The following is an 11,947-nucleotide window of genomic DNA, read 5'->3' as shown; positions in this document are numbered from 1 at the left end:
AGCGCATTGTTGCGCAAAGTCAGAGTATGACACCCCACTGACATTTAGCGCGGATCTGCGACAATTGCATGATGGAGATCTACCGCGACTCGCACGACCGAGCCCTCACCGACTACCCGCGGCCCTCCGTCGCCGTCGATACCGCCGTGCTCACCGTGCCGCCGGGCGCTCCCCTCAGCGTGCTGCTCGTGCGCACCGGCGACGAATGGCGCCTCCCCGGCACCTTCCTGCACGAGGGGGAGAGGCTCGCGGATGCCGTGCTGCGTTCGCTGCAGACCAAGGCCGGCGTATCCGGGTTGTCGCCTCGCCAGCTCCACGTCTTCGACGACCCCGCCCGCGACAATCGCGGCTGGGTGCTCTCGGTCGCCCACCTGGACGCTGTGCCGTGGTCCCGTCTCAGCATCGACGCGGCCCTGGCGCGAGTGGTGCCGGTGACGGATGTTGGCACCCTGCCCTATGGGCACAACGAGATCCTCGACCGCGCGGTGGCGACGCTGCGCTCGAGCTATGCGTCGGCGCCCGATCCGCTCCACCTCTTGGACGGCGCCTTCACCCTCCGCCAGCTTCAGGAACTGCACGAGGCGGTCGCTGGGGAGCCGCTCATGCGCGACACGTTCCGGCGCGCGATGGAGCCGCAGCTCGCGGCGACGGGCGAGCTCGCCGCCGGCACGGTGGGGAAGCCTGCGCGTCTCTTCGGTCCCGTAGGAGCGGCACCTCAGGCTCGCGGATTGTGAGGCTCGGCTTGAACGTATAGAACAGGTAAGTTGGCTTAACGATGAAACACCGAGCTGCGGACCAAACGACCAGCCTGCTTGTAATTTTGTCGAACCCGCCAACGACGAGCGGGCTTCGCACGCTGCAACGTGTGGAGCTAGCTAGAAAGACTCTGGGTTGTGCCTCGGTAGCGACAGCCAACATTTTCTCGATCCCTACCTACCGCACAGATGGAGTCTCGGCGGTGGGCGCTAATGAGGCCGGTTGGTTAGCGGCTCGACCGGGCCTCTCCGACGCGCTTTCTGTAGCCGATGCTGTGGTTCTGGCGTATGGCTGCCAGGAGCCGTCGGGCACAGCTCGCCAGCACTTCCGTGACCAACTCTCGTGGCTGGCAGAAGAAATCGAGAATCATGGCATCAGCACTTGGATGGTCGCCGGTCGACCTCGTCACCCGTCACGTTGGCACCGCCATACCCATGCTGCCTATCCAGATCTTCCCTTTGCAGAGGCCCTCGTTCAAGTGCTCTTGCCTGTTGGAGGAGCCAAAGAGGCTTGAGGCGCGAATATGAAGCCTGCTCGTGAGCCCGTGTTTATGCGAATGCGCCCTTGGTGAGCCAGGCGAGGTCATTTGTAGCAGTCTCTGTCGAGTGATCGTGTCCGCACGCGAAGTGATTGGTTCGGATTTCCGCCGCGACCGATTCGACCTTTTCTTTGATGCTGTCCATTAGTTCTGCATTCACGGGGTCATTTGAGCTTTTGCCGTGGTCATCGAGGTTGAGAATCTGGATTCGGTCGGCAGGGGAGCCCGTTAACTCCTGATAACCGAGCGCATAAATGGAGAGTTGATCCTTAGTTACGTATTCTGCTTGGGAGTCTTCCGTCGATTTGAAATCGACAATTGCGGTCTCGCCAGTCTCAAGGGATTTGATGAGGTCGATGCGTCCGTTTACGGTGACTCCTGGCGCGACCTGCACCTCTACTTGCTTTTCTGAATGGATAGTGCGCGTCAAGTCGCTGCCGTGTCGGTCGAAGTACCGATCAATCGCTTTGACCGCTGCCGCGCGTAAATTCTCGCGCAGTGTCGGGTAGGCATAGGGCGTGTGGAGGTGTGGAGGTGTCGGTCGACTAGCTCCGCGGTTTCCGACTTGGTCGGGACATCGCCGGCTAGAGCGCGCTTGTGCATCTCGGCGAGGGCGTCGTGAAGGCCTTTCCCGTAACCCAGAGCTTCGTGGATGGGCGGGTTGAAACCATACATGAAGCGCAATTTGAACTGGTAGGGGCACTCGATCAGGTACTTGAGTTCCGAGAACGAAATTGAAACATTCGGCGTTTCAGACTTCGGTGTCGGAGGGAGTCGAGGCACGTCCGGTAAGCCTTCGTCGGAAGTCGATATCCAGGCCGACGCCGTGCAATGAAGGTAGAAGTCGGAGGCGTTTCGGTACATTGCTGAGTCACCGGGCGCGTACGTCGCAAACAGGTACTTTTGTGCGCGGGTCACAGCGACATAGAAGAGGCGAGTTTCGTCTGAAACGCCTCCTCGGTAGCGCGCCCCATTCGGCACAGCTTCGATAGGCACGATGTGGGGGATAGTCTGAGTACCCCCTGGCACTTTCATCGGGAACCGGTTCCTCCGCAAATACGGAACAAACACAGCGGGCCACTGCAGACCCTTCGACCGATGCACCGTCGAGATGACGACAGCATCCGGGGCCACATAGCCGGCATCTTCGTCCGAATCTTCGTAGACGTTCGGGGCTTGGAACGTGAGGAAGCCGACGAAGCTTTGGTATTTTGATTCCGGTTTCGAGGAGAAGTAGATCGTCTCGAAGTCTGAGATCACCTGGGAAAGCTTACCCAGTTGATACATCACGAGCTCCGCTCGAGCGGGGTCGCCCGGGATCGATGCTTCGTGTAGATCGAGTGTCTCGAGAACTTTAAGAAAGAGACGCTGGATGTTGTAAGTGCCCCAGCGGTCGCTTGCCTCAAAGTCGGCGCCGTCGTCCAGCAGCTTGACCATGGAAGCCCACCGCGACGGGTCCGGTATTAGAGCTGCGGACTCCCAAAGGTTGCGTAAGTCCTCTCCGGAAATTTCTCTTTGCATGTAGCGGAAGAGACCCGCACACGCCTGAATCTCGGGCGCGTCGAACAAACGGGCAAGCCCCTTGACAATGAATGGAATATTTCTTCGCTTGAACTCAGCGACAAGGGCATCCGCGTCCTTGACGCTTCGGAATAGAACCGCGCAATCTGCCCACGAAAGACCTCGAGCCTCAGCCCCTGGCGCGTCGACGAACGGCATGCCTCGAAGTTCAATAATGCGCTCCGCGGTCCACTCGGCTTCCTCGGCTGCATCGCTAAACTGGAGTGCGAGCATGTCGCCGCGCTCCCAGACGTGGTGTGACGCGAACTGCATCTTCTTTGGCAATCGTTCGATCGAGTCGAGCCGCTCGGCGATGGATCTACCAAGTTCGACTATTCCTTTGCTAGAGCGGAAGTTGTCGGCGAGCTCTATGGTTTGGACTTTCGTGTAGCGGTCGGCGAACGTGAGTATGTTGCTGACTTCGCTTCCACGCCATTGGTAGATCGTCTGATCATCGTCACCTACGACGCAAAGGTTAGCGCCGAAGTAGGTGAGGCGTTTCACGAGTTCCTCTTGGATCGGGTTGACGTCTTGATACTCGTCAACGATCACGAACTTTACAGTTTCTTGAATGTGGTTTCGAGGGGTGCGTTCTGCAGTGTCCAGGTCGTCACCGGTTTCGGCGCGCTTCAGGAAGGACACGGCATCGGCCATCATCGATGTGTAGTCGAAGTACTTTTTCTGCGCCAACAATTCTCTATAGGAAGCGAGGCTCGCCTGCACAGCTGCCGGCACCTCTGAGAAAGTGACGTGATCCTCCTGCAGAACGGAAAGGGCGCCCTTGTAGTAGCGGGTGTCTTTCCATCGAGAAAGTGTGCTCGTAACACCGCCTACCGTTTTCTTGCACGAAGTCAGGCCAGATCGGCTGCTCTCGCGGTCAATAAGTAGCTGCTGTGTTACGTGCGGTAAGCACGCCGTATTTGAATGTCTCGGGAACGAATGTTTGCAGGAGATTAAGGCAGTAGCCGTGCATCGTCCCCACGTACATCTCGGCGAGCCCCACGACGTCACCGAGCTCCTTGCGCACAACTGTATGTATTCGCTCTTTGAGCTCGGAAGCTGCTTTCTCCGTGAAGGTGAAAGCGATCAGGTTGGCAGGTTGTACTCCCGGCTGCCCAAGGATGTGCGCGATCCGTTGGGCGAGGACTTGAGTCTTGCCCGAACCGGCACACGCGATGAGCTGCAAGGTGTCATCGATCGCTTCGATCGCGTCGCGTTGCGCGTCGGTGTAGGACAGTCCTGTCGTGCTCACGCGTACTTCTTTCCGACTGTCTGGTACAGCTGAACGGCGCTGTCACCCGACTTGCGCGCTGCGTGGACTGCGTCTCGTACGGCCTCGTCCTGCAGGTCGAGAACTCGCATCTCTCCACCGGCGTCGGCCAATGCTTCGATTCGCAGGAAGTGTGATCCGTGAGTTTTGGCGTAGTCAGCGAGTCCCACGAGCTTCACGAGAGCGTCCTCAAGGTGGTGGCCATGCGGGTCGATGATTGATGGCCGAATCGCTCCACCGATTTCGTTGAAAACGATGAAGTCGGGATGCAACGCACGCCAGTTGCCGACCGCGTCACGATACGTCACACCGAGAGAGTCGGCTGCAGAGACGGATGGGTTGCGATACCACGCCACGCAATTGACTCTGGCTGTCTCTTTTCGAATCACCTTCTTTTCCCAATCGTTCAGGGAGGTGAGAGGGAACCATCCTTCTTCGTCGGACATGAGGTGCTTGTCAATAAGGTCGGCTGACACGATCTGGTTGCCATCCGCGTCGGCGAAGTCTTCAAGACGGTTCCGGGGGCGTCGCAGGGCCGTAAGCTGGGGAGATACTGCCAGCGCTCGGATTTCGTCGTAGACATCTCGTCGCTCGTCAGCTAGGCCGAGTACCGTGACCCGGTGGTCATCGAACCATTCGTCGACAACGTCCTTGGCTGCTTGGTCGACCTTGTCACGAACGGTCGGAACGACGGCAAGGGCTGCTGCTTTCACGTACGCAGAGCGGAGCGACGTGCCATCTTCGTCGTCTTCGTCCGGACCCGCGAGATGATCAACGTACGACTGGGCGATATCCGGCCCAAACGCTCGTTTTGCGTCTTCGAAGGCCACGGCGATAGCGCGATCGTCAGCGCGTTCGATGAAGTCCGCGTACTTCAGTTTCTTGCCACCGAACGAACCTGCAATCGTCATTCCCCGCACGGTGCGCACTTCGATCTCGGCGCTTCGTAATTGACCGTCGTAGCGAGCGGTCAGCTGGTCGAAGATGCCATGGAACTGCTTTTCCACGGACGCGATCGCCCCGGGTTTTATATGGTCGGTGCTGAGAGCCTGGGCGAGTTGAACGACCTGCTTGACCGGGCGCGCGCCTCGCTGAGGAACGGTGAGGTGCGGCAACTCGTCCCAGGCTTTCCACACTCCCTCTGGCACAGTCGGGTTCGTCTGCAACTCTCGCCCGTCGAGAAGAACTTTCTGGCCGACTCCCGGCATCGAGTCGATGATTCCGGTGAGGAACTTCGTGACGTTCCCGGCGGTGGTGCGGTCGAAGTGGGGCAGGATACAGTCGACCGAGTTGAGCATGTCGTCGCCCGGGATCCGGCGCGCGAGGGGCGTACGTACCATCCGCCCGATCAGTTGGGTGATGTGGGTATGATCCTTCGCCGGGCGGAATGAGAGCAGAACTTCGGCGCGGGGACAGTCCCAGCCAGTCGAGATGGCATCCTTCGCGATGAGGACCCTGACCTGGCTGGTCTCCTGGACGCGCTGTGGTTCGATCCAGTCGATCTCCCACGAGCCGAAGACTTTCGAGGTGTGGTCGCCCAGAACGTGGCGTACGCCGGAGGACGTAAGGTCTCCGAGCTCCTGGGCGACGATGTCGAGCCAGAGACCGACGTCATCTGTGCTTTCCGTGTTGGGAATCTGAAGAACGAGAAGTGGCTGCACCGGTTCTGTTGTCGATTCGCCAGGCAGTTTCTCCTGTTGGGCAAGGTACTTTCCCCACCGTTTCGCGGAGTCTTTCAGTTTGCGGGCAGCTCGGGTGGCGAGGTTGGTCTCTAGATTGCCGGACTCCGCTGGTATGTCGAGTCGGATCGTGTCCTTGATCAGACCGGATCGTTGTACCCGCAACGGATCCACAGTGATCGGCGGTAAAGCGGTTCGGGTGCCGATGGCTTCTGCTTCGGTCATCGCTTCGGTGAAGCGCTCTACGGTAGCGGAGATGCCCCAGACGACGGGCATGGGCAGGCCGGTCTGTTCGCCGTTTACAAGACTTCGAATGATGGTGGGCTTGTCTCTCGACGTTTTCGTGTTGAAACCGCGGTGTGCCTCGTCGAGGATGAGGTACACCGTGAGGTCGGTCTCCTCGATCGTATTCTCGAGCGTCTGCCAGATGTTGTACGCGAGGTTGTCCGGAGTCATGAACGAGGCTTGGCCGGCCTGATCCTCCGCTGTCTGCTCAGCGCCTCGAGTCAGGAGTGAAGTCTTCGACAGTCGCTGGGTGTTCAAGAAATACACCTTGCGAGGCTCAAGCAACGGAACAGCGAACGGCGGTTTTATTGTGACAAGTCGGTCGTGGGTGAGCTTGTCTGATGCTTGCATGAGCCGCATCCGGGTCTGGTCGTTGAGGTTCGGGTCGTCCGAGAACCAGATGACCACAGCGCCGGGATCCGGATCGAAGTCGAGTTCATCATTGCCATAGAAGAGCGCCTCGATTGCGGCGGCAGCCATAACCGTCTTTCCGGCACCGGTTGTCGCCGTCAACGCGAATGACGTCTCTTTGTCGTCGACGTGGTAGGACTTTCGAGCGCGAGTCAGATTGTCGAGAACCTGGATGACCGCGTCGTGCTGGTAGTCCTTGAGTTTGAATTTCAACGGGCACCTCGCATGGCGTCGATCTCAAAGTTGCGCAGGTATGCGTCGTAAAGCCGCACCGGCTCGACGCCCTCTGGAAGGCCGGCGACGACAGCCTCGAATAGCCCGTCGTCATCGGTGATAACAAACGCGATCAACGCGGTTGAACAGCTCTCGAGTCCCTTCAAGAACTCGTCGGTCGTATCGAGGTCTGCAATTACCCCATACGATTCAGCGACGTCCCAACCTTTCGGTATGGATTCAATACGGCGCCCACTCGATCCCGCTCGGAGCCAAAGGAGCGGTGCAATCTTTTCAAAGTCTCGGTTCGCCCTTAGCCGAAGCGGGGATTCATAAGTGAGGGTGAGAAATTCAACGTTCTCCGCGAACCCTTCTGACATCGGGAAAGGATCAGTGAATTTGTAGGCTCCGCTGACGAGATCGCCGCCGGATGTCTCCCCCGTAATTGCGGCTCGTATGCGAGGCTTCGTTATGTATTCGCAGATACCCCACTTTTCCCAGCTAGGATCACCGGGCCTGCCGGACGCAATGCGGAGTTGTTTCTGTTCCTCGGCGGAGACCTCGTTATTGGTCACTGAAATTGAAATACGACGACCGCTGTCTCGCCGGTTTAGTCTCATCACGGCGTGTGCCGTCGTCCCAGAGCCGGCGAAGAAATCCAGGACGGTAGCGTTGGGCTTGTTCTGGATAAAGAACTGCAAAGTGTCCTCGACTGCATAGAGCGATTTGGGGAAGGGAAATTTTCTTTCCGGAAGAAAAAGTCCGAGCATTGCCGAACCGTAATCTCTAGCCGAGTGCGAAGAAAGCGCCCAAACGGATCGCGGCCGTTGAAGCGTGGCGCCGGAGCCTGCGACGATAGCTGACCCATCCGCTCGCCGACCTTTGACCCAAAAATGCCCTTCCGCCACCTTTTTCTGAGCCCCAGAAGTCAGGTATCGGATCGTCGCTGTGCTGCGGCTTGGGTCCAAGTTGGTTACAGTAACCCACCCACCGCGAATTAGTCCTTGCAGAGTTTCCTGCCCAACCTGCCATCGCGCCTCCCTCGCACCTTTCATAGGCCACGCTGCGAAGAGGCCGGCTTTCTCGTGAGCTTCGGATCTCTCTTGGCCTAGCGGCAGGGAGGCGCCGACCTCAACAATCCGCTTCGTGTCCGGGTCTATATAGACAGGATAGAAAAGATTAGGGCGCGCAGCGCGTTCCCAACCATTGCCGTCACGATTCAACGGCGTCCAGCGCACTTCCACCTCTGGCGCTTCACTTTCGGCTGTTTCAGCACGATCAAGCATCGTACGAGTGCTGTCTGATACCGAGGCAGCCCCAAGACGGACGGTGAAAATATACTCCTCAACCCGTGAGAACTCATCAGCTCTGCGGGAGCCCATGGGATTTACAACGCTTGTAACCATCTGCATATCTGCTGCAGGAAATATCTGTTCCAAGAGAAGCCCAAGGCGAAGGTACTCCTTCTCATCAATTGTGACCACAAGCACAGAGTCGTCCGGGTTGAGAAGCTCCTTGGCAAGAACAAGGCGGCGTTCCATGAACGCCAGCCATTTTGAATGCCGGTAGAGGTCCTCTCCTTCGACGTAATCGTTGTTGTACTTCCAATCCTTTGCGCCGGTGTTGTAAGGCGGGTCGATGTAGATCGCGTCAACCTTGCCTCGGTGAGTGAATAGAAGCGTTTGGAGCGCGTGATAGTTCTCACTGTTGATGACAGTGTGGAACGGCTTGTCTCCACCCCTCTCAACTTTTCCGGTGGACACGAGACCCGGATAGATTGGGTCACGGAACTCGGCTACCACTACGAGATCCGCGACTCTGGCTGTCGTTGGCTCCAGGGCATCCGCCGCCGGATGGGGCTCGAGTGTCGCGACGCGCTCGTCTCCCTTGCCCTCTGTGCTGACCACACGCCACAATTTTGAATTCGAGAGTTTTGGTTTCTCGCCGCGCGGCGGAAGAATGTGCACCTTGTCGCCCGTTCGCACGGGCCGGCCGGGCAGCTCGACCGCTTCGGGAGTGTGCCGTTCAAAATTCAGCCCAAACGCGCGCCGTTTCGAGAGCACGTCCAGCTCACGCTGGATTTCGTCTGCGAGCCCCTCGTTCGTCGTGCGCAATTGGCGAACCAGTTCATGAATGTGGGCCACGCGTGCTCCTTCGGTCTAAACCTGTATTTATCTCAGAGTAGTGGCGAGCGTTGACGGTCACTCGCCATAGTCGGGCCCGCTCATTCGTCAGGGGTTGGGCTCGGAAGGATATCCGAGTGGGTGCTCTGTGAGTAGGCCAGGCTATCTGTCCAGTCTGGAGCAATTTCAATCGAGCCGGCTGCAGGCTGCATCACGGTGTTGCAGCAGGTGCGCAGAAAACCTCGATTTGGCGATCACTAGTTCTCACCAGTTACGCTGCCGAGCAGTTCCGATGGCTTCCCTGTCCACACGATGACAAGCCCGTCTCGTGCGCGGCTTGCTGCGACATAGAGGAGCGAACGCTCGCGCAACTTCGCATCGGCGACCTCTTCCTCGGGCAATCCCTTCAACATCCAGTGCGCCGGGATCGTGCCCTCAGACACGTCGAAAAGAATGACGTGGGAGAACTCTTGACCCTTCGATTTATGCATCGTGAGCGTGACCGGAAGCTTCGAGTGAGGTTCGCCCGAGTCACTCGAATAAACGTTGAGATCACGGTCTGCCAGTCGCGCCTTGACTGTATCGCGAGCCGGATTCGTCCGGGCGAGCACCGCTATCGAGCTCGGGACAACCCCCTCGTCTATCCAGCCGTTGATGATCATGGTGATTGTGTCGAAGGCATCTTCCTCGGTTTCTGTGCCGACCGCCACGGGAACGGGGCCACTACGTGCAGAGCGATAGCCGTGCGTTGATTCCACACCTTCTTCACTGTTTTCGTACTCGCCCCCTTTGAGCACATCGAGTGCGAATCCGAGGTTCTGTTGTGTGGTTCGGTAGTTAAGCGTGAGCCGTCGGGACCGTCCACGGATAGCGATACCGTAACGACTCAGAATTACCTGATGACCATAAATGCGTTGGTGGGTGTCTTCAGCGATGAAGAGGTCGTTGGGGCCAACCTCGCCGAGTGCACGCAGCAACTGCCAGTGCAACGGTGTGAGGTCCTGGGCCTCATCGATAAGAACGTGATCGGCAAACCTGGAGGGCTGCTGCTCTAGATAGGCGGCTGCTATCGCGGCGATCTCTGGATAGCTAAGGGTGCTTTGGTCGGTAGCGATCTGCCGGTACCGCTCGACAACTGTCCAGATGGCGGCACGTTTCTTACGGTCCAGGGAGACCCCGCGACCGGGACGTCGCACCCCGAAGTACTCATTCCTGGTAGCGCAGCGATTGGGAAGAATCACCTGAACATACTCAGCCTCAAGGAAAGACTTGTGTGTCAGTGACGAAGGTAGATCGGTGTTTGCCTCGGACACCGCCCGTTCCCACAAGTCATCACTACCCACAGTTTTTGACCGTGGATCGATTTCGTTGCCAAAAATCTTGGCTGCGCTAGTCCAGAAACTTGGGCCGGCAAGGGTCTTCACGGTCGAAGCTAGAGCGTCAATCCCGCGGACGAGAACCCCTGTGGCCCCAAATTCTGCCGCCATCGTCAGCTCAGGATCCAAGCGCTTCAGATCTCTTTCGAGTGCGCTAGAAAGCGCTTTTGTGAAGGTGGTCAACACGATGCGTGCATTGGGATCCGTGGTGGCTAGACGCCGTGTTCGATGGAGCAGCACGACAGTCTTCCCGGTCCCTGCACCTCCCGTGAGGCGGAATGCGCCGTTGTAGTCGCGTTCAGCATACGCACGTTGTTCCGGGTGTAAAAATACTCGCCAAGCACCAAAATCTCCGCCATCCAGGATGCGTCGCAGTTCCTCGTTGTTCTCCACGAGAGTGAACTGCATCTTCGACGCCGGCCGTTGGAGAGCGTCTGCAAGCATTTCTGCGTTTTGACTTTGGTCGATGCCCACGGCGTCAGCAGCCGTGACGCCTAGGTCCTCCCTGATCTTTGCGACATTGTCACCGGCCGCTAGCCCGAGGGCAGCTTCCATCTGCCAGACATTCTCAAAACGTTCGGAGATGGCAAGGATCTCGTCTTCGCTTGCGGCGTTGAAAAGCTCGTCGGCTTCTTCTTCACTGAAGCCAAGATCCGAGACGAGCTCGCTTTTGAGGAAGGAACGTTCGGCAAGGAAGGACGCCGATTCAGGCGCCCCGACCGCTTTCAGGTCGCGCGGCGGTGCAATCTTGGGTTCTTCTCGTGCCCTAATGAACTCCGCAATGCCGTTGATGGGGTTGGTGCGCAGCACGCGTGTTCTTGCGCGTTCGATTGCCTCGTCATGCTCCCAAGTGCCGGCATACACATAGAGGAGCTCCTGGCCGGGCCTGTCGATGCGATAGAGAACGGCCCTCCAGCCCTTGTCGACCCTGCCGGTTCGCGCTGTCGGATCCGCGGCACCGTGCATAGGTTTGATGCGTAGCCCTGGCGCCTCATCGTTCTCGGTGAGTTTCTCGATAAAGGCATACACCTTTGCCCGGACCATCTTGTCGAGGTTCTCACCCTTAACCTTCGTGTACTGAATTGCGGTCATAAGCTGACTTCCTGCCGTTCTAAGTTCTGACACTGCGCCAGCCGCCGCACCAGCCGCCGCACCAGCTCCGACAAGATGATGCCGATCTCAAGAGTCTTACCCGGACCCACCGCGTCAGCAATCAGAATGCGCGGACGCAAGTTTTGCGGATCAATCGCCTTGCGTACTGCCGCCTGCTGATGATCGAGGGGGGCGGCCAGCATCTGAGTGTCAACGGTTAGCCCTTGGGGGTTGAGCGGAACAGGCGACTTGCGGAGAGCCGCTTCCAACCACAGTTTCGCGTTGCGATACCTGGTGGAGTCATCGCCGACGACCGAGGCTTTAGCTGGGTCGAGAGGAACGATTGTGTCGATGTCGCTGTAGAAACCGGCCTTCGTGTCGCGCACGAGGTCAGAGAGCCCCTGCACCTTGACCATTGAGCCCGGCGCCACAGCTAACTCGCCGGCACCAGCCCCGGTGTGTGCAAGTACATCGGTCACGTCATCCCCTTACGCCCAAACATGACGGCTACGTCGATGCGGGCTTTGCCACTCTATCCAACGAATAGTCGATAAATTAGCGGCTGTGAGCGTGTTCGTCAGCCACATCGCCGCAGAGACTGGGGGCCGTGCGACCGCTCACCCTCGATGAGGGGGTAGCAACAT

General features: G+C 58.4%; 9 protein-coding genes. 2 read left to right on the top strand and 7 right to left on the bottom strand.

Annotated features, from left to right (window positions below; genetic code table 11):
- The first annotated feature begins 71 nt into the window (after nucleotides 1–71).
- Nucleotides 72–734, top strand: a complete 663-nt coding sequence (locus AACZ26_RS00900) for an NrtR DNA-binding winged helix domain-containing protein (protein ID WP_339618420.1) — start codon at nucleotides 72–74, stop codon at nucleotides 732–734.
- A 41-nt stretch (nucleotides 735–775) separates the two neighbouring features.
- A complete protein-coding gene (locus tag AACZ26_RS00895) occupies nucleotides 776–1,270 on the top strand; it encodes a DUF1643 domain-containing protein (RefSeq protein WP_339618418.1) in 495 nt (164 codons plus the stop codon).
- Nucleotides 1,271–1,304: 34 nt separating this feature from the next.
- On the opposite strand, the gene AACZ26_RS00890 is transcribed toward AACZ26_RS00895, so the two are convergent.
- The 7 genes from AACZ26_RS00890 to AACZ26_RS00860 all read right to left on the bottom strand — a co-directional run bounded on the left by AACZ26_RS00890 (nucleotide 1,305) and on the right by AACZ26_RS00860 (nucleotide 11,782).
- Nucleotides 1,305–1,724, bottom strand: a complete 420-nt coding sequence (locus AACZ26_RS00890) for a PD-(D/E)XK nuclease family protein (RefSeq protein ID WP_339618417.1) — start codon at nucleotides 1,722–1,724, stop codon at nucleotides 1,305–1,307.
- Nucleotides 1,721–3,544, bottom strand: coding sequence for an ATP-dependent helicase (locus AACZ26_RS00885; RefSeq protein ID WP_339618416.1), 1,824 nt, complete (start codon nucleotides 3,542–3,544; stop codon nucleotides 1,721–1,723). Before AACZ26_RS00885 ends, AACZ26_RS00890 begins: the two co-directional genes overlap by 4 nt.
- A 187-nt stretch (nucleotides 3,545–3,731) precedes the next feature.
- Nucleotides 3,732–4,106, bottom strand: a complete 375-nt coding sequence (locus tag AACZ26_RS00880; RefSeq protein WP_339618415.1) for a UvrD-helicase domain-containing protein — start codon at nucleotides 4,104–4,106, stop codon at nucleotides 3,732–3,734.
- Nucleotides 4,103–6,712, bottom strand: a complete 2,610-nt coding sequence (locus AACZ26_RS00875) for a DEAD/DEAH box helicase family protein (protein ID WP_339618413.1) — start codon at nucleotides 6,710–6,712, stop codon at nucleotides 4,103–4,105. The genes AACZ26_RS00880 and AACZ26_RS00875 overlap by 4 nt, the downstream gene beginning before the upstream one ends.
- A complete protein-coding gene (locus AACZ26_RS00870) occupies nucleotides 6,709–8,619 on the bottom strand; it encodes a DNA methyltransferase (protein WP_339618412.1) in 1,911 nt (636 codons plus the stop codon). The genes AACZ26_RS00875 and AACZ26_RS00870 overlap by 4 nt, the downstream gene beginning before the upstream one ends.
- 473 nt (nucleotides 8,620–9,092) lie before the next feature.
- Nucleotides 9,093–11,303 carry a UvrD-helicase domain-containing protein gene (locus AACZ26_RS00865; protein ID WP_339618411.1) on the bottom strand — a complete coding sequence of 737 codons (2,211 nt, stop codon included), beginning with the start codon at nucleotides 11,301–11,303 and terminating at the stop codon, nucleotides 9,093–9,095.
- The gene (locus AACZ26_RS00860; protein WP_339618410.1) at nucleotides 11,300–11,782 is read right to left on the bottom strand and encodes a hypothetical protein; all 483 of its coding nucleotides are present in this window, start codon (nucleotides 11,780–11,782) and stop codon (nucleotides 11,300–11,302) included. The genes AACZ26_RS00865 and AACZ26_RS00860 overlap by 4 nt, the downstream gene beginning before the upstream one ends.
- Nucleotides 11,783–11,947: the final 165 nt, after the last annotated feature.

The organism is uncultured Salinibacterium sp., from assembly GCF_963974405.1.
Taxonomy (GTDB): domain Bacteria; phylum Actinomycetota; class Actinomycetes; order Actinomycetales; family Microbacteriaceae; genus Rhodoglobus.
Note: the sequence above shows the minus strand (reverse complement) of the source record. Positions and strands in the feature narration are given on the sequence as shown.

Coding starts and splice junctions, on each gene's coding strand:
- AACZ26_RS00900 (WP_339618420.1), top strand. CDS start 72: ATGGAGATCTACCGCGACTCGCACGACCGAGCCCTCACCGACTACCCG.
- AACZ26_RS00895 (WP_339618418.1), top strand. CDS start 776: ATGAAACACCGAGCTGCGGACCAAACGACCAGCCTGCTTGTAATTTTG.
- AACZ26_RS00865 (WP_339618411.1), bottom strand. CDS start 11,303: ATGACCGCAATTCAGTACACGAAGGTTAAGGGTGAGAACCTCGACAAG.